The organism is Uliginosibacterium sp. TH139 (genome assembly GCF_002855595.1).
Taxonomy (GTDB): Bacteria; Pseudomonadota; Gammaproteobacteria; order Burkholderiales; family Rhodocyclaceae; genus Uliginosibacterium; species Uliginosibacterium aquaticum.
Map to the genome: position 1 here is coordinate 612,063 of NZ_PKRR01000001.1, position 22,175 is coordinate 634,237.

Annotated in this window: 21 protein-coding genes and 1 riboswitch; of the genes, 10 read left to right on the forward strand and 11 right to left on the reverse strand. The window is 64.4% G+C overall.

Going from position 1 to position 22,175, the window contains the following annotated elements:
• Positions 1-55: 55 nt before the first annotated feature.
• The 4 genes from C0V76_RS02845 to C0V76_RS02860 form a co-directional block, all read right to left on the reverse strand.
• Positions 56-1,288: a multifunctional CCA addition/repair protein gene (locus tag C0V76_RS02845; protein WP_101940824.1), complete on the reverse strand. Its 1,233-nt coding sequence runs from the start codon at positions 1,286-1,288 to the stop codon at positions 56-58.
• A complete protein-coding gene (locus C0V76_RS02850) occupies positions 1,285-3,420 on the reverse strand; it encodes an AsmA family protein (RefSeq protein WP_158239119.1) in 2,136 nt (711 codons plus the stop codon). Before C0V76_RS02850 ends, C0V76_RS02845 begins: the two co-directional genes overlap by 4 nt.
• Positions 3,421-3,565: 145 nt before the next feature.
• A complete protein-coding gene (locus C0V76_RS02855; protein WP_101940826.1) occupies positions 3,566-5,035 on the reverse strand; it encodes a pectate lyase in 1,470 nt (489 codons plus the stop codon).
• Between the two features lie 171 nt (positions 5,036-5,206).
• Positions 5,207-6,655 carry a deoxyribodipyrimidine photo-lyase gene (locus C0V76_RS02860; RefSeq protein ID WP_101940827.1) on the reverse strand — a complete coding sequence of 483 codons (1,449 nt, stop codon included), beginning with the start codon at positions 6,653-6,655 and terminating at the stop codon, positions 5,207-5,209.
• A 54-nt stretch (positions 6,656-6,709) separates the two neighbouring features.
• Between C0V76_RS02860 and C0V76_RS02865 the strand changes: the two genes are divergently transcribed.
• The 5 genes from C0V76_RS02865 (at position 6,710) to C0V76_RS02885 (ending at position 10,505) form a co-directional block, all read left to right on the forward strand.
• On the forward strand, positions 6,710-7,273 hold the full coding sequence (locus tag C0V76_RS02865) for a YqgE/AlgH family protein (protein WP_101940828.1): 564 nt from the start codon (positions 6,710-6,712) through the stop codon (positions 7,271-7,273).
• Between the two features lie 79 nt (positions 7,274-7,352).
• Positions 7,353-7,784, forward strand: coding sequence for a Holliday junction resolvase RuvX (gene ruvX, locus C0V76_RS02870; protein ID WP_101940829.1), 432 nt, complete (start codon positions 7,353-7,355; stop codon positions 7,782-7,784).
• Positions 7,771-8,271 (forward strand): bifunctional pyr operon transcriptional regulator/uracil phosphoribosyltransferase PyrR, encoded by a 501-nt coding sequence (gene pyrR / locus C0V76_RS02875; protein WP_101940830.1) that lies wholly within the window; start codon positions 7,771-7,773, stop codon positions 8,269-8,271. The genes ruvX and pyrR overlap by 14 nt, the downstream gene beginning before the upstream one ends.
• A complete protein-coding gene (locus C0V76_RS02880; protein WP_101940831.1) occupies positions 8,264-9,226 on the forward strand; it encodes an aspartate carbamoyltransferase catalytic subunit in 963 nt (320 codons plus the stop codon). The genes pyrR and C0V76_RS02880 overlap by 8 nt, the downstream gene beginning before the upstream one ends.
• Before the next feature lie 4 nt (positions 9,227-9,230).
• Entirely contained in the window at positions 9,231-10,505 is a 1,275-nt protein-coding gene (locus C0V76_RS02885) for a dihydroorotase (RefSeq protein ID WP_101940832.1), read from the forward strand.
• 65 nt (positions 10,506-10,570) lie between these two features.
• Here the strand turns inward: C0V76_RS02885 and C0V76_RS02890 are convergent, their stop codons facing one another.
• The gene (locus C0V76_RS02890) at positions 10,571-12,730 is read right to left on the reverse strand and encodes a S8 family serine peptidase (RefSeq protein WP_158239120.1); all 2,160 of its coding nucleotides are present in this window, start codon (positions 12,728-12,730) and stop codon (positions 10,571-10,573) included.
• A gap of 215 nt (positions 12,731-12,945) precedes the next feature.
• Positions 12,946-13,028: riboswitch (cyclic di-GMP riboswitch) on the reverse strand.
• Positions 13,029-13,211: 183 nt separating this feature from the next.
• On the opposite strand from C0V76_RS02890, the gene pgk reads away from it, so the two are divergent.
• Positions 13,212-14,444 (forward strand): phosphoglycerate kinase, encoded by a 1,233-nt coding sequence (gene pgk / locus C0V76_RS02895; RefSeq protein WP_101940834.1) that lies wholly within the window; start codon positions 13,212-13,214, stop codon positions 14,442-14,444.
• A 64-nt stretch (positions 14,445-14,508) separates the two neighbouring features.
• On the opposite strand, the gene C0V76_RS02900 is transcribed toward pgk, so the two are convergent.
• Entirely contained in the window at positions 14,509-14,796 is a 288-nt protein-coding gene (locus C0V76_RS02900; RefSeq protein ID WP_101940835.1) for a hypothetical protein, read from the reverse strand.
• A 342-nt stretch (positions 14,797-15,138) separates the two neighbouring features.
• Between C0V76_RS02900 and C0V76_RS02905 the strand changes: the two genes are divergently transcribed.
• Complete coding sequence (locus tag C0V76_RS02905; RefSeq protein WP_216821630.1) at positions 15,139-15,510, forward strand: GFA family protein; 372 nt, start codon at positions 15,139-15,141, stop codon at positions 15,508-15,510.
• 9 nt (positions 15,511-15,519) lie between these two features.
• Here the strand turns inward: C0V76_RS02905 and C0V76_RS02910 are convergent, their stop codons facing one another.
• The 4 genes from C0V76_RS02910 to C0V76_RS02925 all read right to left on the reverse strand — a co-directional run bounded on the left by C0V76_RS02910 (position 15,520) and on the right by C0V76_RS02925 (position 17,280).
• The gene (locus C0V76_RS02910; protein WP_101940837.1) at positions 15,520-15,732 is read right to left on the reverse strand and encodes a KTSC domain-containing protein; all 213 of its coding nucleotides are present in this window, start codon (positions 15,730-15,732) and stop codon (positions 15,520-15,522) included.
• Between the two features lie 15 nt (positions 15,733-15,747).
• The gene (locus tag C0V76_RS02915; protein ID WP_158239121.1) at positions 15,748-16,293 is read right to left on the reverse strand and encodes a DUF2799 domain-containing protein; all 546 of its coding nucleotides are present in this window, start codon (positions 16,291-16,293) and stop codon (positions 15,748-15,750) included.
• 94 nt (positions 16,294-16,387) lie between these two features.
• Entirely contained in the window at positions 16,388-16,888 is a 501-nt protein-coding gene (locus C0V76_RS20065; protein ID WP_216821631.1) for a hypothetical protein, read from the reverse strand.
• Complete coding sequence (locus C0V76_RS02925) at positions 16,885-17,280, reverse strand: DUF134 domain-containing protein (RefSeq protein WP_101940839.1); 396 nt, start codon at positions 17,278-17,280, stop codon at positions 16,885-16,887. The genes C0V76_RS20065 and C0V76_RS02925 overlap by 4 nt, the downstream gene beginning before the upstream one ends.
• A gap of 86 nt (positions 17,281-17,366) precedes the next feature.
• Here C0V76_RS02925 and C0V76_RS02930 point away from each other — a divergent pair, with 86 nt between their 5' ends.
• Positions 17,367-17,702, forward strand: coding sequence for a rhodanese-like domain-containing protein (locus C0V76_RS02930; protein ID WP_101940840.1), 336 nt, complete (start codon positions 17,367-17,369; stop codon positions 17,700-17,702).
• A 57-nt stretch (positions 17,703-17,759) separates the two neighbouring features.
• Here C0V76_RS02930 and mscL read toward each other — a convergent pair whose 3' ends face one another.
• Complete coding sequence (gene mscL / locus C0V76_RS02935; RefSeq protein WP_101940841.1) at positions 17,760-18,188, reverse strand: large conductance mechanosensitive channel protein MscL; 429 nt, start codon at positions 18,186-18,188, stop codon at positions 17,760-17,762.
• A gap of 114 nt (positions 18,189-18,302) precedes the next feature.
• Here mscL and C0V76_RS02940 point away from each other — a divergent pair, with 114 nt between their 5' ends.
• Complete coding sequence (locus C0V76_RS02940; RefSeq protein WP_101940842.1) at positions 18,303-19,898, forward strand: FecR domain-containing protein; 1,596 nt, start codon at positions 18,303-18,305, stop codon at positions 19,896-19,898.
• A gap of 10 nt (positions 19,899-19,908) precedes the next feature.
• A complete protein-coding gene (locus tag C0V76_RS02945) occupies positions 19,909-22,125 on the forward strand; it encodes a CHASE2 domain-containing protein (protein WP_158239122.1) in 2,217 nt (738 codons plus the stop codon).
• Positions 22,126-22,175: the final 50 nt, after the last annotated feature.

Sequence of the window (22,175 nt, forward strand, 5' to 3'; positions counted from 1 at the left end):
AGGCGAGGCGCTATTGTGCGCCATGCGTCGCGGGCCTGGCACTCGTCTTGCCCGCTCAGCGCAGGCCAGCGAGCGCCGCGGCGACGGCAGCTACGCGCGCTTCATGCACGCGCTGCGGGATCTGGCGCTTGTCGGCAAGCGCTGCTGCAATCGCGCCGGCATTCACGCCGCGGAAGGCGGCGAGCAGGGTTCGCCACGGGGCGGTATGCGGGTCAGCCTGTTGTTCGAAGCCGGTGCGGCCGTGAAAGTCGCAGGCAGCGACTTCGAGCAAGCCCTCGAAGCGCTCCGGGCGGCGGAGCGCATCGCTGCGCTCCAGCAGTTTGGTGAGGGTGTCGGCACGCATCTCGCCGATTTTGTGGATGTTGCCGTGCTCGCGGGCGGCCAGTAGCGCCAGTTCGCGGCAGTCCACCGGCACCTTGAGGCGTGCGCAGACGGCTTCAACCAGCGGTAGGCCGAGCGCTTCGTGGCCGTAGTGGTGCGGCCAGTTCTCGCGCGGGGTGCCGCCCTTGCCGAGATCGTGCAGCAGTGCCGCCCAGCGCACTGGCAGGCTCATGTTGCGTGCCGCAGCCTGGTCGATCACCAGCAGCAAGTGGCGGCCGGTATCGATTTCGGGATGGTATTGCTCGGGCTGGGGCACGCCGAAGAGGGCATCGAGTTCCGGCAGCAGGCGAGCCAGGGCGCCACATTCGCGCAGCACTTCGAGCATGCGCGCCGGGTGCTGATACATCAGGCCGCGCGAGAGCTCCTGCCATACGCGCTCGGAGACCAGATGATCGACTTCGCCGGCCGCCACCATCTCGCGCATCAGGGCGAGGGTTTCTGGCGCCAGTGTGAAGTCCGGCAAGCGCGCGGCAAAGCGCGCCACTCGCAATATGCGTACGGGATCTTCGGCGAAGGCCGGGCTGACATGGCGGAAGACGCGTGCTGCGAGATCGCGCTGGCCGCCATAGGGATCGATCAGCGAGCCGTCAGCGGCCTGGGCGATGGCGTTGATGGTGAGATCGCGCCGGATCAGGTCTTCTTCGAGCGTGACATCGGCATCGGTGTGGAAGACGAAGCCCTTGTAGCCGGGCGCCGTCTTGCGCTCGGTGCGGGCCAGGGCATATTCCTCGTGCGTGTGCGGATGAAGGAAGACCGGGAAGTCCTTGCCGACCGGCTTGTAGCCTGCGGCGACGAGGGCTTCGGGGGTGGCACCGACCACGACCCAGTCGCGGTCCTGCACCGGCAGGCCGAGGAGGCGGTCGCGCACGGCGCCGCCGACGATGTAGCTGCTGAATTCCTGGGTCATTTTTTGGCGGGTGAAGCAGTGGGCCTGGCAGTGCCCGGTTCGTAGCGCAGATCCGGGTGCAGCAGTGGACCTTTGAGGCGTAGCGGAATCGGCTTGCCACGCAGGGCGGTGAGCTCGCGTGGTGCGGCTGGCAGGAGTTCGGCTTGCAGGCTGAAATCCATTTCGCCGCGCGGCAGGTCGGCTTGGCCGCTACCGCCAAGCTTGAGCCATTTGCTGCGCGTTTCGATGCGTTCGACCGCGAGCTTGCCTTGCTCAAACACGAAGCGGCTGTTGGCGCTACCCAGTTCGCTGCGTTCATCCGCGGCCGGGCTGCGGGCGGACATGCGCCCGGCGCTGATGGCGGGGCCCAGCTCCTGCAGACTGCGCTCGAGGTCCACGCCTTGCAGGGTGGCGTCAGTGAGGTTCCAGCGGATGGCGCCGCTGAGTGTGGCGAGCGGGGCCTGGTTGGCTTGCTGCAGCCAGCCGAGGCGGTAGGAGCCGCTGGCTTGGCCGCCCAGCGGCAGGGGCAGGCTGCTCTCGCGGGTGATGTCCGAGAGTGGCAGCGCAGTGAAGTCGCCTTGCAGGCTGACCCTGCTGCTGGCCGGCTCGAGCAGCAGCTTGCCGGAGACTTCGCCGCCATGAATCCGGGCCAGGAAGCCGTCGGCATTGAGCTGGCCCTTGTCGATCAGCAGCGGGCTTTGTAGGCTGGCAATCTCCACGCCACCGATGCGCAGGTGGGCGAGTTTCAAGCTGCCGCCAAGGCTGTGCTGGTCCAGCGCGGGCAGGGTGAGTGGTGGCAGGCTGTTGCCGGGGCGGGCTTCCGCGAGCAGGCGATCGACATCAAGGCGGGTGGCACCGAGCTCGAAGCGCCCGCTCAGTGGCCACAGTTGCTGCAGGCGGGCCTTGAGTTGCAGCGCGTCCTCGCCGAGCAAGGCCTGCAAGGTGAGCTCGCTGTTGCCGGCTTGCAGGCTGAAGCTGCCGTCGAGGCGTGCGCGTGCGGCCGGGGTGTGCAGACGTGGGTGTTGCAGGCCGATTTCGCCGGCAACCCGCTCGGCACGCAGCAGGCCGCTGAGCGGTTCGGCGTAGAGATCCAGCTTGAGCTGGCCTTCGCTGCCCAGCGTTTTGCCGTACTGCTGCTTCCAGTCGAAGCGTGCCTGAGCGGTGTGGAAGCCGCGTGGGGCGGTGGCCTGCATCTCCGGCAGGTTCAGCCGCAATTCGCTCTGCCCGTCCACCGTGCGCAGGGCCAGCGTGGACTGGAAGTCGCGGCCCTGCAGAGTTTCGTCCAGCCAGCCTAGGTCGGGCGCGCTGGCGTTGAAATCCAGTGCCTGAGCCCCGGCAGCACCGCGCAGGCGGGCCTGCAGATCGGCCAGGCTGCCTTCGCGGCCGTAGCGTGCCCATAGCAGGCGCTGGGCGTCGAGCTGCAAGGTGGCACCCTGCAGGCCATGACTGTTGCCATCGAAGTAGGTGTGCAATTCGTCGAGGCTGCCGGAGGAGAGCCCGTCCTGCAGCTTAAGGCGCGCATCTCCGCGGAACTTCAGCTCGCTGGTGCTGGCCGCTTCGCTGAGCTCGCCTTGCCAGCTGAGCTTGCCGGCCATCTCGCCAGCGGGCAGGCTGGCGTCAAGCTGCAGGCCACGCAGCAGGATACGTTCGTTGCTGCCCTGCCGTTCGATAGCAAAGCGCGCTTCGTCCAGGCGCAGGCGCTCAAGCCTGAGCTGCCATTCCGGCAGGCCTGCCGAGGCGGGCGGATCGATCAGGTCGGTAAAGTTCCATTCGCCCTTGCGGTTGCGTTGCAGGCGGACACTCAGGCCGGTGACCCGCACGCCCCGCAGTTCGAAGATGCCCTGCAGCAGCGGCAGGGTAGCCAGCTCCAGGCGCAACTGGGTCACGCTGGCAAAGGCCTCGGAGCGGCCGGCCTCGGTCAGCGAGGCACGCTTGAGCAGCAGCGCCGGGCGCGGCCAGATGGAGAGTTGCGGCGGCTGGCTCATGAGCAGGCCGCGCTGGTGCACATCCTTGAAGTGGCGCGTGAGCGCTTGAGCTGTGTGCTCAGCATCGAAGCTGATCCACACCCACATGGCCAGTGCCGCCACTACAGCCATGATGCCGCCGAGGGTGAAGCCAAGCACGCGCAGGAGGATTGCCAGACGGATCTTCAAACCAGTGCTTCCGGAGCAGGGAGCGGCAATCATACTCCAGCCGCAGGAGCGCTTTCCTGACGCAGGTCGGCTGTGTGAGGTGAGTTCGCCGGAGACAAAAAGGGCCGCCCGAGGGCGGCCCGCAAGCTTTGACTGTGCAGCGGGATCAGTTGCAGCTGAGCGTGGCGTATGCCTTGCCCACGCCCGCGACGCTGGGCAGGTTGGCCTTCACGCAGGCCGGTGTGTGCGGCGTGTAGGTGTAGGGAAGGGTGATCGGGAAGGCGCCAGTGGTGGTCCAGTTGGAAGCACTCTTGTCACCGCTGGAGGGTGTCGACCAGGTGATGTTGTAGGTGGCGAAGTCAGCCGTGCTGGTGATGTTGTTGTTGCGAAGATCCCAGAAACCGCAGTTGCTGCCGCTGTCATAGAAGCACACCACCGGATTCTTGGCGTTCTGGAAGTAGTTGCTTTCGATCAGCGCGTAGCCGGCCTGGCGGGTGTTGATGCCTGAGTCGGTGATACCGTCGTACAGGTTGTTGTACACGTGGATCCAGCCACCGCGTTGCAGCGGCAAGCGGGCGTTCACGTTCTTGTAGTAGTTGTGGTGGTAGCTGATCTCGCGGCCGCCATCGATGTCGGACGAGGAGGAGCCATCCAGGCCGACTTTCTTGCTGTCGTGGATGTAGTTGTACGACACGGTGATGTTGTGCGAGGCCTTCTTGATGTCGATGGCCGACTCGAAGGTCAGATCGCCGTCGGGCGAGCCGTTGCATTCGTTGTTTACGGCGAACATCTCGTTGTGGTCGATCCACACGTTGGAACCGCCGTCGATGCGGAACATATCGGCATCGTTTTTGGCTCCGCCGAGTGCGCCGATCTTCATGTTGCGCACGATGACGTTGTTCGAACCACCGTTGATCACGATGCCGAAGTTGGCCGAGGAGCCGTTGGCGCCCTCGATGGTGATGCCTGCGGTGTAGTTCTTCACCTCGACATAGCGGTAGGCATCGTTCCAGTGCGGCGCCGGGCAATCGTGATTGGCGTCAATGGTGGAGTCCGCGACGATCTGGGCTATCAGTGTGTCTTCATTGCCGGTGTAGGTGATGTGCAGCGGATATGCTCCAGTACTGACTTCTTTACCCGCATCGTTGAAACGCGCGTTGGCAATGATGGTGTTGATTTCAGTGTGGCTGGCTGCAGTGAATTTGCGCGCGCTGGCAACGTTGCCGCCTGTGGCAGTGGAGAAACCACCGGAAGTCGTCGCGGCGGCGCCGCCGGCAACGCTTGAAGCGGCTGCTGCGCTGGATGCGGCTGTGCTGGAGACCGACGACGAGGCCTTGCTCGATGAGGTAGCGGCTGTGCTGCTGGTCGCGGCGCTGGAAGCCGCTGTGGATGAGGTGACCGAACTCGAAGTGGCCGAGGCGTTCGTGCTGGAGACTGACGACGAGGTTTTGCTCGACGAGGCGGCGGCTGTGCTATTGGCCGCGGAGCTGGCCGAAGTTTGACTTGGGCTGCTGCTGGTAGCGCTGTTGGTTTCGCTGGATGACCCGCCACCACCACCACCGCCACAGGCGGTGAGCGCGACGCTCAGGATGGATGTCAGAAGAGTGGCTTTCAAGCCATGAGAGAGCTGCTGCATGATTCCTCCAGTTCCTTGCCGGCTTGTTATCAGGATGGGAAATGTAGGAAAAATTCCGACAAGGTGTCTGGATGTTAATCTGACAATTTTTGGCAAAAACGTGAAATTTGTCACGACCCGACGAGCGGTAGCGGGTGCGCGCCGGGCGACCGTTCGATGGCGTATGGGCGGCTATTCCGCGTCGGTTTCGTGCTTAGACCGGATGGCCTTGAAACGCGCCAGGGTGTGCTCACGCGCGGTGGCGTGATCGACGATCGGGGCCGGATAGTGGCGGCCGATCACGCAGCCGATGGCGCGCTGCTCCGCGGGTTTGAGCTTCCACGGGGCGTGGATGAGTTTGTCCGGCACAGCTGCGAGCTCCGGCACATAGCGGCGGATGAACTTGCCTTGCGGATCGAACTTCTCCGACTGGGTGATCGGGTTGAATATGCGGAACCAGGGCTGGGCATCGCAGCCGGTGGAGGCGGCCCATTGCCAGCCACCGTTGTTGGCGGCCAGATCGTAGTCGAGCAGCCACTGCGCGAAAAAGCGCTCGCCCCGCAGCCAGTGAATGCCCAGGTCCTTGGTGAGGAAGCTGGCGCTGACCATGCGCAGGCGGTTGTGCATGAAGCCGCTGGCGAGCAGCTGGCGCTGCGCAGCATCAACCAGCGGGTAGCCGGTGCGGCCTTCGCACCAGGCATCGAACAGGGCATCGGCAGCCGGGCCTTGTTCCCAGTGCAGCGCGTCGAACTCCGGTTTGTAGGCATGCTCGACCACGTGGGGATGGTTGAACAGCAACTGCTGGTAGAACTCGCGCCAGATTAGTTCCGACAACCAGCTTTCGGCGCCGGCGCCACTGCGCGCGTGGGCATTGCCGGCCAGTGCGCGGATCGATACGGTGCCAAAGCGCAGGTGGGTGGACAGGTAGGAAACCCCCTTTACAGCGGGGAAGTCGCGCACCGCGTGGTACTGGTTGATGCGCCCGGTGAATTCCTCCCACAAGGCTTCGCCGCCACGCATGCCGGGAGTGACGCGCAAATCGCAGGTCTCGAATCCGAGTGCACTCAGCGCCGGCAGGTGGCTGCCTTCCGGCGGCGAGGCAAGATGACCGGCGAAATCGGCAACCGGCCAGGCTCCCAGATCGCGCGGCTGCACACTGCGCAACCAGGCATTCTTGTAGGGCGTGAATACGCCGAAGGGCTTGCCGGACTGGGTCAGGATCTCACGTCGCTCGAAGATCACCTGATCCTTGAAGGAGCGGAAGACAATGCCGCTGTCCTTCAGGCTGTTTGCCACGCGGGTATCGCGGGCGATCGCGGCCGGCTCGTAGTCATGGTTGGCGAAAACCGCCACCACTTTCAATTCGTTCGCGAGGCGCGGAATTTCTTCCTCTGCGCGGCCATGACGCACGATCAGGCCGCCGCCCTTTTCGCGCAAACGGGCATCCAGCTCGGCGAGGCTGGCATGGATGAAGCTCACCCGTCTATCCTGCCGGGAAGGTAGCGCGTCGAGGATGTCGGTGTCGAACACGAAGGCGCAGAACACCTTGGCGTGAGCCTGCAAGGCATGGGAGAGCGCAGCGTGATCGAAATCGCGCAGATCGCGGCGGAACCAGACGAGGGCGGCAGGGTCGCGGGACATGGCTTCAGGTGATTGCGGGCCGGAACAGGGCGCGGGCAAACAGGTTAAAATGGAATGGTGCAAAACGTGAACCTTACCCATCATTTCCTCATCGCCATGCCCGGGCTGGCCGATGGCCCTTTTGCCAAGGCACTGGTCTATCTGGCCGAACACAATGAGGACGGCGCGCTGGGCGTGGTAGTCAATCGCCCGCTCGATCTGGACATCAAGGAATTGATGGAGCGGATCGAGATCCCCCTTCAGCATGCCGAGCGCGGCGATGAATCGATCTACTTCGGCGGCCCGGTGCAGACCGATCGTGGCTTCGTGCTGCATCGCCCGCATGGCGACTGGCAGTCCAGCCTCAAGGTGACGCCCGAGATCGCCCTGACCAGTTCCAAGGACATCCTGCAGGCGCTGGCTGAACGCGGCGAACCGCAAGAATTGCTGATCACGCTCGGCTATGCCGGCTGGGGGGCCGGCCAGCTCGAGGAAGAGCTGGCGCAGAACTCCTGGCTCACGGTGGCGGCCGATCCGCGCATCATCTTCGAGCGGCCGGCTGAGGAACGCCTGGACGCCGCCGTTCATCTATTGGGCATCGACTTCGCGAATCTCTCGGATGTGGCGGGGCACGCGTGAAGTGCGTCTTCCCTCTTTCCCGCCCCCTCTCCCTCAAGGGGCGAGGGGAGTGTAGAACGCTTGTGTTGCGGGCATCTCTATGATGGGTACCCTGCTCGGCTTCGACTTTGGTACGGCCCGCATCGGCGTGGCTACCGGCGAAACCGAAACCCGCCTGGCCCAACCGCTCACGACCATCCACGGTGAGGCCAATGATCTGCGTTTCGGGGAGATTGAGAAGCTCATCAAGGAATGGCGCCCAGTGAAGCTGGTGGTCGGCTTGCCCAGCGCACTCGATGGCACGGCCACCGAGATGACGGCGCGCTGCAAGCGCTTTGCCAACCAGTTGAATGGCCGCTTCGGCCTGCCGGTAGCGCTGGTGGATGAGCGCCTGTCATCCGCGGAAGCTGAAGAAATGTTGCGCGAAGTCAGCCGCAGCTGGCGCGAACGTAAACAACATCTCGATGCGCTGGCCGCCCAGCGCATCCTGCAAAGTTTTCTGGACACGGACAATCACGATGAACCTGCCTGACGCCAATGTGCTCTGCGAGCAACTCGCCACCCTGATCCGCCCGCAACTGCGGCCTGATACTGCACTGGTTGGTATCCACTCCGGCGGCGTGTGGGTGGCTGAGCGCCTGCACCAGTTGCTGGGCATTGCCGAACCGCTGGGCAGCATCGATGTGTCTTTCTATCGCGACGACTACGGCTCGCGCGGCCTGCATCCGCACCCGCAGAAATCCGGGATCCCGTTCGACGTGAGCGAGCGTCACATCATTCTGGTGGATGACGTGCTCTACACCGGTCGCACCACGCGCGCCGCGCTCAATGAACTCTTTGACTACGGCCGCCCGGCCTGCGTGGATCTGGCTGTGCTGGTCGATCGTGGCGAGCGCCAACTGCCGATCGGCCCGACCTGGTGCGCCTGGCATCTGCCGGAGCGCCTGCCCGCAGGCAGCAAACTGGATCTGAAGCGCGATGTGGCCGGCAATCTTTCCCTGGAGGTGAAAAGTGCTTAATCCTCAGCTTACCAAGGATGGCCGCCTGCGCCATCTGCTGACCCTCGACGGCCTGCCCAAGGCCATTCTCACCGAAATTCTCGACATCGCCGCGCCCTTCACCGAAGTGGCCGAGCGCGAAGTGAAGAAGCTGCCGCTCTTGCGTGGCAAGAGCGTGTTCAACGTGTTCTTCGAGAACAGCACGCGCACCCGCACCACCTTCGAAATCGCCGCCAAGCGTCTGTCGGCCGACGTGATCAATTTGAACGTGTCGACCAGCTCCACCAGCAAGGGCGAAACCCTGCTCGACACGGTGGACAACCTCTGTGCGATGGGCGCCGACATGTTCGTGATGCGCCATGCCTCAAGCGGCGCGCCCTACTTGCTCGCCCAGCACCTGCGCAACACCGGCCGCGACCACATCAGCGTGGTCAATGCCGGCGACGGGCGCCATGCGCACCCCACGCAGGGGCTGCTGGATATGTACACCATCCGCCACTACAAGCAGGACTTCACCAAGCTGACGGTGGCCATCGTCGGCGATGTGCTGCACTCGCGCGTGGCGCGTTCCGAGATCGCCGCGCTCACTACGCTGGGCGTGCCGGAAGTGCGCGTGATCGCGCCGAAGACGCTGCTGCCGACCGACGTGGAACGCATGGGCGTGCGCGTCTTCCACGATATGGAAGAGGGTTTGAAAGGCGTGGATGTGGTGATGATGCTGCGCTTGCAGAACGAGCGCATGAGCGGCGCGCTGCTGCCTTCCAGCGGCGAATACTTCAAGTTTTACGGCCTCACCGAAGAGAAGCTGGCGCTCGCCGCCAAGGATGCCATTGTGCTGCACCCGGGCCCGATGAACCGCGGCGTGGAGATTGACTCGGCCGTAGCCGACGGCGCCAACGCAGTGATCCTGCCGCAGGTGACCTTCGGCATCGCGGTGCGGATGGCGGTGATGAGCATGCTGGCAGCGGGGAACTGAGAACATGAAAATCCAGATTGCAAACGGCCGCGTGATCGACCCGGCCAACCAGATCGACGCTCAGCAGGATGTGTTCATCGAGAGCGGCAAGATCGTTGCCCTCGGCAGCGCTCCGGCCGGCTTTGTGGCCGAGAAGGTGATCGACGCCAAGGGGCTGATCGTCGCTCCCGGCTTGGTGGATCTGTCGGCCCGTCTGCGCGAGCCGGGCTTCGAATACCGCGCCACGCTGGAGAGCGAAATGCAGGCCGCGATGGCCGGTGGCATCACCAGCCTCGCCTGCCCGCCTGACACTGATCCGGTGCTGGACGAGCCGGGCCTCGTGGAAATGCTGTGTTTCCGCGCCAAGAAGTTGCACTGTGCCCACGTGTATCCGGTCGGTGCGCTCACCGCCAAGCTCGAAGGCAAACGCATCACCGAGATGGCCGAGCTGGTCGAAGCCGGTTGCGTGGCCTTCTCGCAGGTGAATACGCCGGTGCTGGACACCAACGTGCTGCTGCGCGCCATGCAGTACGCCGCCACCTTCGGCTTCCGCGTCTGGCTGCAGCCGATTGACCCCTATCTGGGCAAGGGCGGTGTGGCGCACGATGGCGAAGTGGCCTCGCGCATGGGCCTCACCGGCATTCCGGTGGAAGCCGAGACCGTGGCGCTGGAAACCTACCTGAGCCTTGCGCGCATGACCGGCGTGAAGCTGCACATCACGCGTATTTCCTCGGCTGCCGCATTGGAATGTATTGAGCGCGCACGCGCTGGCGGGCTGGACGTGACCTGCGACGTGGCCGCCCACCACCTGCACCTGTGCGACATCGACATTGGCTACTTCAACCCGCAGTGCTACGTGGTGCCACCGCTGCGCAGCCAGCGCGACCGCACGGCGCTGCGCGCCGGCCTCGCCAGCGGCAAGATCAACGCCGTGTGTTCAGACCATACCCCGGTGGATGACGATGGCAAGCAGATGCCGTTCGCCGAAGCCGAGCCGGGCATGACCGGCCTCGAAACCTTGCTGCCGCTGGTGATCAAGTGGGCGCAGGAAGATAAGGTGTCCCTGCCCGACGCGCTGGCCCGCGTCACCGCCAGCGCCGCCAGCATCATGGGCATCACCAAGGGCGGCCACCTCGGGGTGGGTGCGCGTGCCGACGTGGTGATCTTCGATGCTGAAGCCGATCAGGTGCTCACCCGCGAGGCGCTCAGGAGCCAGGGCAAGAACACGCCTTTCCTCGGCATGCCGCTGCCAGGCGTGGTGAAGCACACGCTGGTTGAAGGCCGGGTAATGTTTGGTTGATGCGTGCTTGATTTATGAAAACGCCCGGCAATCTGCCGGGCGTTTTGTTTTGGTGCCCCGGGATTTCAGAAACGGGTGCTCCAGATCATGCCGACCGAGGCATCGTTATCCCCCTGGATGTTGTTAGCATCTTTTCGGTAGCTGGCTTGCAGTGTCATGTCGCTGAGTTTGCCAGTAGGCAAGGCGTAGGTGATGCGCTGCTCCAGCTCCCTGCCATCTGGCCGCAGGCTGGCTGATTCATGCACGAGGTATGCCTCGCCGTCTTCCGCGATCATGGTGCTCGTCACGTTGATGTTTCCCTGGCTGACGCGCAAGGGCTGACGCAGGCTCAGGGTCAGGCGGTCACGTGACGCTAGCAGTTTGGTTTGCTGGTAGCTCGCGCTCCAGAACGTTGAGCGGATGCGGCTAGTTCCGGCAAAGAGGCCATCGGCCTGCGCCGCCGAGGTGCGTGCGAAGCCGCCTTCGAAGAGTAGGTGATGATTTGCACTTAAGCGCATGCCCAGCGTGGCCGCGTAGCTCATGCTGTTGTTGCGGCCCAGGCTCATTGCGGAGTGTGTGTCATACGTGCTGCCGAGCAGACCATGCTGCTCGGTCAGTGCGCCGATCTTCACTCCGGTGCTGAACATCTGGGTGAGCTGGTAATTCATGCCCAACTGTATGCCTTGTGCTTCGGGGGTCGCCCAGGAGGGCGACCAGTTCCCGTTGCGGCCTGCTTCGGTTGCCGCCGTGTTGCTCCAGCTGGCAGCAAAGCGCAGCGACTGACTTAATGGCAGGCCAGCCGCAACGAGTGCGCCGCCCTGGCTGAGGTTCATCAGGTCGGGGAGTGCGCTGTCATGTGAGAGCCAGGCCAGGTTTTCATCGCCGGTCATGGCGCGCGTGAAGGCGTACTGTGCCGGATAGCCGTAGCCCATCGCGATGCTGGTGCCGCCGGCGTCGGTGAACATGGCAAAGCCTTGCTGACGTTGCGAGGCCAGTTCCTCGTTGAAGCCGAATTCACCCAGGTGGTCTCTGGGGCTGTCACCGGGGCCCTGCCAGTAGGCGAGTTCGCGCCCGTCCGCGAGTTTGATTGCACGAGGGCCCTTGTTGACGTTCGTAGGCAGCGCATTGAGGCTGGCTTTGGCGGCGGGGGATTTGATCAGGCCAGAGAGGTTGACCGTGAAGTTGCGCAGATAGGTATCCAGTGCGGTGTAGCTGGCGAGTTTTGACTGCACTGAGGCCATGCTGCCCAGCGCGCCGCTGCTGATCATGCTGCCGGTGAGGCTACTCAGGGCGATGGTGCTGCCATTGGCACGGGTCACGCTGAGGGTTCCATAGGGTTGAAATGCGCGGCCCAGATTTACAAGCCCGACGCCATAGGTGCTGTCAGCGCCTGCAGGTCCCAGGTCAGTGGCCGTGGCGAGCAGCAGGTCGATACTGGTGCCGCGAGTTTTCAGGATCGGCCAGGCCGATTGCAGCAGCAGCAACGAACCGCTGACGACAGGGGCCGCCATTGAGGTGCCGGACCAGTAAGACCAGGTACCGGTACCGGCTGTCGTGTAGGGGGCGAGAATGGACTCCCCCGGTGCGACCAGCCAACGCAGCGAATAGCCCGTTGTCTGGCCATTGGTATTGACCAGCTTGCCGCTGCCGGGGGTATTGCTGAATGAGGACTTTGCATTGGTCGGGCTCACCGAGCCCACGAATACCAGTCGGCTGATGGCTTGGGCGGTCAGCCCGTTGGTATTGGCACCATTCAGTAGTGCGACATTGCTGTTGCCACCCGCCCAGACGATGAATGCGCCTTTGGAAGCCGCATAGTTGATGGCGGCAACCATGTCGGCCGTGTTGCCGTAAGTGATTGAGACATTGATTACGCTCGCGCCGGCATCGGCAGCCTTGCGCACCCCGTTGGCCACGTCAGTGCTGTAGCCAGACCCGGAGGCATTCAGCACTTTTTTTGCAACGATGTTGGCGTTGGGGGCGACGCTGATCACGCTCCCTGCGGTCGTGGTGTAGCCGCCATAGCTTGCGTTCCAGGCGAAGGGTTTGTTGCCGGCCGCGATGGCTGCGACTGCCGTGCCATGGCTGTTGTCATCACGGAATCCGTTGCTGCAGCGAAAGCTGACAGCGGCGCAGGTGCTCAGGGTCTGTGAAACCTGCCCTGTGGCAAACGAAGGGTGGGTTGGATTGATTCCGGTGTCGACCACGCCGAGCAGCTGTCCGGTTCCCCAGTTGGCGGCCGACATGATTGCATCATTTACGCCAATCTGCCTGAGCCAGGGTGCATAGGTTGCCGCTTGAGCAAGGCCTGCCGGAAGAATCAGTGTCAGCAGGAGGACACCGTTACGGCGGGGTTGGTGACTTTTGTTTTGCGGCGCACTCATGCAGGTCTCCTGAATGACTGATCAATCCGGAGGGAGCAAGCATGAACGGCAGGGCGCAGCCCTGTGATGGGCTGTGTTCTGGCGGTCCCGCTGTCGTAGGTTGCCCCTTAGACCGGAAACTTTGCGACCCCGTCTTTCGACGGGTGTGCCTTTGTCGGACTTAGCTCTAATCAAGGTAAATCACGGGTGCTCAGGTAACAACCCGACCCACAGAATTTGACAAAACGCAGGTTCTTGCAGGAGGAGGTCCAAAGCAATCCCTGTTCCGCTGCCTTTCGCTGGGTTTGTTTGTAGAATGCCGAACTGATTCCCCTGAAAATCCTTACAAACCAAGGACAAATACATGACCAAGCTGTTCATCGAAGATCTGGACCTGGCCGGCAAGCGCGTACTGATGCGCGTGGACTTCAACGTGCCGGTGAATAACGGCGTCGTCGAGAGCGACAAGCGCATCCGCGCCGCCATCCCGACCATCAAGTACGCGCTGGACAAGGGCGCTTCCGTCGTCCTGATGTCACACCTCGGCCGCCCGGATGGCAAGGTTGTCGCCAAGTGCACGCTGGCCCCGGTTGCTGAGCGTCTGGAAAAGCTGCTGGGCAAGCCGGTGAAGTTCCTGTCGGACTGCGTCGGTGCTGAAGTCGAAGCCGTGACCAGCAAGCTCGCCGCGGGCGAAGTGGTGCTGCTCGAAAACGTGCGCTACCACCTCGAAGAAGAAGGCAAGGTCAAGGACAAGGAAGGCAACGTCACCAAGGCCACGCCGGAAGCTGTTGAAGCCTTCCGCTCAGCACTCTCGCGCAACGGCGACGTGTTCGTGCTGGACGCTTTCGGCACCGCTCACCGCGCCCACAGCTCGGTGGTCGGCATCAACCTGCCGCGCGCTTCCGGCCTGCTGCTGAAGAAAGAACTCGATTTCCTTGGCGAAGCCGTGAACAAGCCGGTGCGTCCGCTCGTGGCGATCATCGGCGGCTCCAAGATCTCCGGCAAGATCGACGTGATCGAAGCCCTGCTGCCCAAGGTCGACAAGCTGCTGATCGGTGGCGGCATGGCCTTCACCTTCCTCAAGGCCCAAGGCTATGAAGTCGGTAACTCGCTGTGCGAAAACGACAAGGTCGAACTCGCCAAGAGCCTGATGGCCAAGGCTGGCGACAAGCTGGTGCTGCCGATCGACACCATGGTCACCAAGCGTCTGGACTTCGGCGCCCGTACGCTGGATGGTCTGGTTGAAGTCGCCTCCACCGCGATTCCTTCGGATCAGGAAGGCGTGGACATCGGCTCGAAGAGCGCTGCGCTGTATGCAGACATCATTCGTGGCGCGAAGACCGTGCTGTGGAACGGCCCGATGGGCGTGTTCGAAATCGACGCTTCCGCTGTCGGCACCTACGCCGTGGCCAACGCGCTGACCGAAGCCACTGCCAAGGGCGCGATCACCATCGTCGGTGGTGGCGACTCCGTGGCAGCGGTTGAGAAGGCTGGCCTGGAAGATCAGGTCTCGCACGTCTCCACCGGTGGCGGCGCTTCGTTGGAATTCCTCGAAGGCAAGGCTCTGCCTGGCGTGGAAGCGCTGTCGGAAAAGTAATCCTGGCTGTTTCCGGATACAGAAAGGCCGACCCACGGGTCGGCCTTTTTCATGCGTGTTGGGCTTAGCCCGGCGCACCGGCAGCGCGGCGATCACGACGCAAATCGCGCTTGTCCTGATGCAGGTCGCGGCGATCCGTGTGCAGATCATGCCGTTCGGCCCGTACGCCACTCAGATCTCCGCTGCGGCGCTCGTGGCGCAACTCGCGGTGATCGGCATGCACGGCCTGTTTGTCGGAGCGGACTTCGCGACGGTCCTGGCGGATTTCGGGGGTGCGCGGAGTGCTGGCTGCAAAGCTGCTGGCTGTGCTGAGCAGCAGGGCGAGTGGGATGAGCAGGGAACGGGCTTGCATGATGATCTCCTGAGTCTGAAGGCGGCGGCCTGCCGTCTGTGCAGATTAACGAAGCCCTGCCGCACCGGCTGACGCGTGCTTGCAAGCAAATGTAAGCGTCGTCCGAGTGGCCCCAAGCCCCTGCGGCCTTGCTGGAGAGCGCTTCCGGCGGGGCGGGCGCTAGCGCTTCGAAACATTTTGTTGCATCTGGCGCGCCTAGGGGCAGGCTGGCAGGATCGCCATGCGCAGCGGCCTATAGTCAAATCATCCAGGCATCCTCGGGAGGCGATCATGACTGTCGTACTGACAGGAGGTTGTGCTTGCGGAGCAATTCGTTATGAATGCGAGGCGAAGCCGGTTGTGATGCTCAACTGTCATTGTCGGGATTGTCAGCGCAGCAGTGGCGGGGCTTTTGCGCCGCTGGTGGTGGTGCAGGCCGATCACTTCTGCCTGAGGCAGGGCGTGCCGAAGTATTTCGTGTCGGTGGCGGATAGCGGCAACACGGTGCGGCGAGGTTTCTGCGCGGAGTGCGGTTCGCCCTTGTTCATGTCAAGCGCGGCATTGCCCGGTTACATCGCCCTCAAGGCGGGCAGCCTGGACGATCCGACCCTGTTCCGTCCCGCTGCAGATCTGTGGACCCACAGCGCTCAGTGCTGGGACAGCATGAACCCGATCCTGCCCAAGTATGAATACGAGCCGGGGCATCCGCAGCAGAAGGTTCCGGAACACGCCTGATCGGGGGGCTTAGCGTCGGGTCGGGTACTCTTCCTCGATCTTGTCCTGGTAGTAGCCCATCGGTGAGCTGCTGGCGAGGAAGCGCTGGGCGATCTCGTCGCCCACATTGGTGTGCTGGAGCACCTTGCCGCTTGAGAATTCAATCTCAAGCACGCGGCTGGCGCGATCATAGCCGGCGGATTTGATGCCGCCACGGTTGATCGGTTTGCGACTGATGCTCATGACCTCTCCCGTGACTTACCAGCGCAGGCGCTCGGCACGCTGCTCGGACAGGCGCAGTTCGCGCCCGGCGAGCTCGCGTTCCAGGCGTAGCCGGGTCAGCTGATTTGAATACTGGCGCAACTCTTCTTCGTTGCGAGCGCCTGGCATGCGAACTTCGATGCTGCGCTGTTCCTGCTCCAGATAGTCGATGTGCTCGCGGGCGAGGTGAATCTCACGCCCGGCTTCAAAACCGCGCAGGAAAGCTGCTTCGGTGCGCTCCGGGCATACCCCGGCATAGCGCTCTCCACGTCGGCCGGCGGAGAGGCCGTTGGCCGGCGTGCAGTAGAAATTCAGGCCGCGCTCGCGCCCAAGACGCCAAGCCGTCTCGTCCGGCTCCAGGCGGTACACGCTGCAGGATTTGCGGTGCGTAGAGATGCGCTCGGGCGCCTGGCCGTTCTGGCCGTCACGATAGCCGACGCGTTCCCAGTCTCCCTGCCGGCACTCGTCTTCGCTCAGCGTGGAGCAGCCGGCAAGGAGGCAGACGAAGAGCAGGGGCAGGGCGGCGGGATGCAGGCGGGGCATGGAGGCGTTCCGATGAAGGCAGCGCAAGTGTAACGCTTCAGCCTTCGCTGGGGCTGACAGGGCGTCCACAGGTCGCCCAGCCTCGGCCCGTCGCTCAGTGCCCGCAGCCGCAGCCCCCACTCTTGTTGCCGCCATGGCCGCCGCAGCCACCCCCTTCATGTGCGTGCCCCTTGCCACCGCAGCACTCATGGTCGGGGTTGTCATGGCCTTTGCCACCGCAGCATTCGTGATCGTCTCCGTGAGCGTGACCGCCACAGCCTCCGCCCGCTTGTTCGGCATGCGGATCGAAGGGTGGTGCGGCTTCCAGCTCACCAGCCTGGAACTGGGCGAGAGCTTCGGCCGCGGTGGCCGCTTCGCAGCCATACACCTGGATACCGTTGCGCTGCAGCTCGAAGAGCAGGCGCGGATGGATTTCACTGCACAGGATGCCCTGGATGCCACTGACCAGCTCCTCGCTGATCGATTCGGGCTGAGCCCGGTCGAGCACATGAACGGCTTCGCCATCCACGATCACGAGATGCTGGGCGGCGCCGAAGTCGGCGTGCAGGGCGCTGGAGAGCCCTTCCGGGCTGGCGACGGGGATGCAGAGTTTCATGGCATTGCCTTCAGTACTTGGGTTAAATCGACAGGAGACGGCCCCGTGATTGCGGCCCTCTCCACCAGATCCTCTCCCGTGGGCGGGTGAGGAGGGCGTTGAGCCTCGCCCTGCTGTGTGGATGAGATTCGCAGGGCCTTGCCGTTGAGCAGGGCATCGGCAATCTTGTGACGGGCGCGGGCGAGGATGTTGCCGATGGTCTGGCGCGAGACGCCCATGCGCAGCGCGACCTCGGTCTGGTAATGGCCGTCCAGGTCCGCCAGGCGCAAGGCCTCCAGCTCGTCGAGCTCCAGAGCGATTTCGTCCAGCGCGTGCAAGGGCACGCCGCGTGGCTTGAAGTAGTCTGAAACCGGCGCACATCGGATGCAGCGCTGCTTGGGGGGGCGAGCCATCGAAGCTTGATTATTGGCAAAAGCCAATTATTGTTTGGCGGCGAGAATCTCGGCGTTGATGTGGATCAGACTCTAAGGAGACCGAAATGCTGAAGAAGCTGTGCCTTGTGGCCCTGCTGGTTCTGACTGGTGGGCTGGCCAGTGCGAAAACGGTGCTGATCGATGTGCGTACGCCGGAGGAATATGCCGCGGGCCATCTGGAGGGGGCGCTGAACATTGATCATCAGCTGATCGGCCAGCGCATTGGCATGGCGGGCGTCAGCAAGGACGACGAAGTGCAGCTCTACTGCCGCTCTGGGCGGCGCTCCGCCCTCGCCGCGCAAACCCTCGCTAGCCTGGGTTATCGCAAGCTCATCGATCTGGGCTCGATGGAGGCGGCCCGCGCCAGGCTGTGCGCGGCCCAGGGCAACAAGGCCTGCTGAGGCGGGAATGAAAAAGGGCGGCCAGCGGCCGCCCTGATGAAGCGCGGTGCGCGGTGCTTACTTTTTCAGCGCGTCACGGATCTCGCGCAGCAGCAGCACGTCTTCCGGCGTGGCGGGCGCTTCGGCCGGGGCGGCGGGCGCTTCGCGCTTGAGGCGGTTGATCTGCTTGATCATGATGAAGATCACGAAGGCCAGGATCGCGAAGTTGATCGCGATGGTGATGAAGTTGCCGTAGGCCAGCACCGGAATACCGGCCTTCTTCAGCGCGGCGAGATTGTTCTCCACACCCGCCGGTACGGTGCCCAGCACGAGAAACAGATTCGAGAAATCGATCTTGCCGACCACAGCGCCCACGATCGGCATGAACACATCGCCCACCATCGAATCGACGATCTTGCCGAAGGCCCCGCCGATGATCACACCGACCGCCAGATCGACCACGTTCCCCTTGAGGGCGAACTCTCTGAATTCGCTGAAAAAGCTCATTTCCTGCTCCCTGTGAAGTGTTTATCAGTTGCTATTTGTGCCCAGTGGCATACTCCGAGTGTGCCCGAGCCGCCCCCTCGCGTGCAATTCCCGCCCCGTTTGCCGAGCTTCCCGATGACACTTCGCCACACATTCCTGCGCCGCCTGCTGCTGGCCGCCAGTTTCCTGCCTCTGTCGGCGCTGGCGGCCCCCGCCGGCGAGACGCTTGAGCTGCAGATTGCCGAACACGACACCCTGATCAATATCAGCCAGCGCCTGCTCGCCCGCCCGGCGCAGTGGCCACGCCTGCAGGAGCTCAATGGCATTGCCGACCCGCAGCGCCTGAAGCCGGGCAGCACCCTGCGCATCCCTTACGCCCTGCTGCGCAGTGAGCCGCAGCAGGCGCGCGTCGAATCGGTGCTGGGCGAGGTGCGTGGCAGCAAGGGGCTGTTGGTGGCAGGCGCCCAGTTGGCCGTGAATGAAGTGATCAGCACCGGACCCGGCGCCTATGCCGTGCTGGTGCTGCCGGATGGCTCGCGCTGCATCGTGCAGCCGGACAGCCGCACCCGCATCGAGCTCTTGCAGCGCTTGCGCGGCACCGAGGTGCAGCAGAGCAGGCTGGAGGTGAGCCGCGGGCGCATCGAAACCAAGGTGCAGCCGCAACGTGGTCCGGCGGCACGCTACGAAATCCGCACTCCAACGGCCGTGATCGGTGTGCGCGGCACCGAATTCCGTGCTGGCTACGATGGCACGGCAGCGCGTGTGGAAGTTACCGAGGGTGCGGTGGCGGCCAATCAGCAGCAGCGTATTGAGGCCGGAGAAGGTGCGGTGGTGGATGCGCGCGGCGTGCACACCGAAACCCTCTTGCCGGCGCCCGCTACGGCCGCCATTCCAGCGCTCTTTGAGCGCCCCCTGCTGCGCATTCCGCTGCCTGAAACGGCGGGGGCCGCAGCGCACCGCGTGATCGTGGCGGGCCCGGCTGGTTTTGCTTTGCCAGCGGCAGAGCAACTGGTGAGCGGAGGCGAGGCGCGCTTGGCCGATCTGCCCGATGGCGATTACCGTTTACGTCTGCGCGCCGTGAGCGCCAGCGGACTGGAGGGGCAGCACAGCGAAACCGCTTTCCGCCTTAAGGCGCGGCCTGAGCCACCCTTCGTGAGTGGTGAGCGTTCCGGCAACATCATCCAGGCAGAGCGTGTCGAATTCAGCTGGACGCGCAATCCGGAGGCGGCACGCTACCGCCTGCAGGTCGCCGGCCCGGCCGGTTTCGAAACACCGGTGTATGCACGTGAGGATCTGAGCGGCAGCAGCATCAATGTGGCGCTGCCGCCCGGCGAGTATCAATGGCGCCTGGGCTCGGTGCGGGCGGATGGCGATCGCGGCCCGTGGAGCGATGTGGTGTCCTTCACCCTCAAGGCCCTACAGGATCCACCTGCCGCACCAGCCATCAGTGACGAGGAGCTGGTGCTGGCCTGGCCGGCCGAGCCGGGTCAGTGCTTTGAAGTCGAGATGGCCCAGGATCTGGCTTTTAGCCAGATCCATACCCGCCGCGAGACGCAGGAGGCGCGTCTGGTCCTGCCCAAGCCCGAACCCGGGCAATGGTTCGTCCGTGTGCGGGCCACCGATCCGGATGGTTTTGTCGGCCAGTGGAGCAGCCCGCAGCAGTTTGAGATCGAGGCTTACCGGCCCTGGTGGCTGCTCGGCGTGCCCGTGCTGCTCCTGTTGGCCCTGTGAGTGATTGAGCGTGCAGCCGGCACAGCGCATCCGGCTTGAATGGGCGCTGGTCAGCGGCGTGCTGGCGCTGCTGGCCCTGGCATGCGCGCTGCAGGGCTGGTTGTGGCGCTTCGATCTGCAATTGCATGACATCGCCCTGAGCCGTGCTGAGCATCCGGCAGATCAGCAGATCGTGATCGTCGCCATCGATGACGCCAGCCTTGCCGAGCTTGGGCGCTGGCCTTGGCCGCGCAGCCTGCATGCGACGCTCGTCGACCGGCTGAGCGCGGCAGGCGCCACGGCAGTGGCGCTGGACATCATCTTCAGCGAGGCCGCTGCCGAGGATGTGCAGCTTGCCGCAGCCTTGCGCCGCCATGCCCGGGTGGTGCTGCCGGTTCTCCAGCTTGAGCAAGACGAACTCATCGTCGGCGAAAACCTGCCGGCCCCGGCCTTACGCGCGGCAGCAGCGGCCCTCGGCCATATCCAGATGGAATTCGATCCGGATGGCCTGGCGCGCAGCGTGTATCTGCAGGAAGGCTGGCAGCGGGCCGCGCATCCCCAGCTGGCCTTGGCGCTTGATCGTCTGGCGCGTGGCGAGGCGCAACCGGCGCCGCTCAATCCGGGCCCGGGCTGGCGCCGCAGTGGCTGGTTGCGGATCCCCTTTGCCGGGCCACCCGGCAGCTTTGCGCGAGTTTCCTATGCCGACGTGATCGCCGGGCGGGTGCCGGCGGAGCGCCTGCGCGACAAGCTGGTGCTGGTTGGCGCCACTGCACCGGGCCTTACCGATTCCGTGCCGGTGCCTGGCTCGGGCTTCAGCCGCCCGATGCCCGGCGTGGAGGTGCATGCCAATGTGCTCGCTGCGCTGCGCGCGGGCAGTGGCATTGCGCTGATGCCGCCCTGGCTCAACGCCGCTTTTGCATTGTGCGTGAGCCTGGGCCTGATGCTGGGCTTGCGCCGCAGCAGCGCGCGCAGCGGTTTGTTATGGACACTGGCGATGCTGCTTGGCGTGCTGCTTGCGAGCTGGCTGGGTCTGCGCCATCTGGGCTTCTGGCTGGCACCGGGAGCGGCCCTGCTGATCTGCCTGCTGGCCTACCCCCTGTGGAGCTGGCGGCGCCTCGAAGCCACGCAGCGCTATATGGATGGCGAGCTGCAGGCCTTGCAGCGCGACAGCCTGCTGCCTCCCGAAAGCGGTCCGGATCCCTTCCAGCAGCGCCTGACCCTGCTGCGCTCGGCGGCAGCGCTGGGGCGCGAGGCGCATGCCCTGGTCGAGGCGGTGATTGCCCATCTGCCGGTCGGCGTGATCGCCTTGCATGGCGATGGCAGCCTGCGGCTGGCCAATCCCGCCGCGTACAGCCTGCTCGACCTGCCCGCCGGGGCAGACCTGACGATGGCTCTGCGTCAGTTGCGCTGGCCTGCCAGCTTGCAGCCGCAGGCGGGCTTGCCAGCCCGTCCAGCCGAGCCGCTGGAAGCCGAGCTGCAGAGCGGCGCTGGTCGCCCCTTGCTGCTGCGTCTGGCCGCTCTGGGAGAGGGCTGGGTGCTGGGCCTGGCCGATCTGAGTCATGTCGAAGAAGCTCGCCAGGCCCGGGAAGACACCCTGCGTTTCGTGACCCACGATCTGCGCGCGCCGCTGGCCTCGATCCTCAGCCTGATCGACACGCCGCCGGACAATTTCGAGCCGCTGCCTGCGATCCGAGGTATCTCTGAACGCGCGCTGAACCTCATTGACGAGCTCTTCCGCTTGAGCCGGGCTGAAGCCGTGAGCGAGGGAAGCTTCGAGCTGACAGACCTGCAGACCGTGATCGTGGATGCCTGCGAGCTGTGCTGGAGCCAGGCGCGCGCGGCGCGGGTGACGTTCCAGGTGGATGCCGGCGGTGATGCCGAAGCCTTGGTTCGCGGCCATCATGAGCTGCTCTATCGGGCAGTCGCCAACCTGCTCTCGAATGCCATCAAGTACGGCGGCCCCGAGCGCACGGTGGAGATCAGTCTGCGGGCAGAGGGCGCCCATTGGCTGCTGGCCGTGCGCGACCATGGCCCGGGCATCCCCGAGGCGCAGCGTGGCCGCCTCTTCGAGCGTTTCGCCCGCCTGCCGGATGCAGTGCGGCGCGGCCTGCCCGGCTCTGGCCTCGGCCTGCTGATGGTGCGTACCGTGGCCACCCGCCATGGTGGCCGGGTGAGCGCCGAGTTCCCGGCCGACGGCGGCTGCCGCTTCATCCTCGAATTGCCGCAGACCCATCAGGATCTGCCCTGAGGGCACTCAAGTTCGGAGAGCTTCATGCCGTGAAAGCACAGACGAAGAAA

Bases quoted from the DNA above. Each gene is read 5' to 3' on its own strand.
- C0V76_RS02845 (WP_101940824.1), bottom strand. From the start codon at position 1,288: ATGACCCAGGAATTCAGCAGCTACATCGTCGGCGGCGCCGTGCGCGAC.
- C0V76_RS02855 (WP_101940826.1), bottom strand. From the start codon at position 5,035: ATGCAGCAGCTCTCTCATGGCTTGAAAGCCACTCTTCTGACATCCATC.
- C0V76_RS02860 (WP_101940827.1), bottom strand. From the start codon at position 6,655: ATGTCCCGCGACCCTGCCGCCCTCGTCTGGTTCCGCCGCGATCTGCGC.
- C0V76_RS02865 (WP_101940828.1), top strand. From the start codon at position 6,710: ATGGTGCAAAACGTGAACCTTACCCATCATTTCCTCATCGCCATGCCC.
- ruvX (WP_101940829.1), top strand. From the start codon at position 7,353: ATGATGGGTACCCTGCTCGGCTTCGACTTTGGTACGGCCCGCATCGGC.
- pyrR (WP_101940830.1), top strand. From the start codon at position 7,771: ATGAACCTGCCTGACGCCAATGTGCTCTGCGAGCAACTCGCCACCCTG.
- C0V76_RS02885 (WP_101940832.1), top strand. From the start codon at position 9,231: ATGAAAATCCAGATTGCAAACGGCCGCGTGATCGACCCGGCCAACCAG.
- C0V76_RS02890 (WP_158239120.1), bottom strand. From the start codon at position 12,730: ATGTCGGCCGCCAACTGGGGAACCGGACAGCTGCTCGGCGTGGTCGAC.
- pgk (WP_101940834.1), top strand. From the start codon at position 13,212: ATGACCAAGCTGTTCATCGAAGATCTGGACCTGGCCGGCAAGCGCGTA.
- C0V76_RS02900 (WP_101940835.1), bottom strand. From the start codon at position 14,796: ATGCAAGCCCGTTCCCTGCTCATCCCACTCGCCCTGCTGCTCAGCACA.
- C0V76_RS02905 (WP_216821630.1), top strand. From the start codon at position 15,139: ATGCTCAACTGTCATTGTCGGGATTGTCAGCGCAGCAGTGGCGGGGCT.
- C0V76_RS02910 (WP_101940837.1), bottom strand. From the start codon at position 15,732: ATGAGCATCAGTCGCAAACCGATCAACCGTGGCGGCATCAAATCCGCC.
- C0V76_RS02915 (WP_158239121.1), bottom strand. From the start codon at position 16,293: ATGCCCCGCCTGCATCCCGCCGCCCTGCCCCTGCTCTTCGTCTGCCTC.
- C0V76_RS20065 (WP_216821631.1), bottom strand. From the start codon at position 16,888: ATGAAACTCTGCATCCCCGTCGCCAGCCCGGAAGGGCTCTCCAGCGCC.
- C0V76_RS02925 (WP_101940839.1), bottom strand. From the start codon at position 17,280: ATGGCTCGCCCCCCCAAGCAGCGCTGCATCCGATGTGCGCCGGTTTCA.
- C0V76_RS02930 (WP_101940840.1), top strand. From the start codon at position 17,367: ATGCTGAAGAAGCTGTGCCTTGTGGCCCTGCTGGTTCTGACTGGTGGG.
- mscL (WP_101940841.1), bottom strand. From the start codon at position 18,188: ATGAGCTTTTTCAGCGAATTCAGAGAGTTCGCCCTCAAGGGGAACGTG.
- C0V76_RS02940 (WP_101940842.1), top strand. From the start codon at position 18,303: ATGACACTTCGCCACACATTCCTGCGCCGCCTGCTGCTGGCCGCCAGT.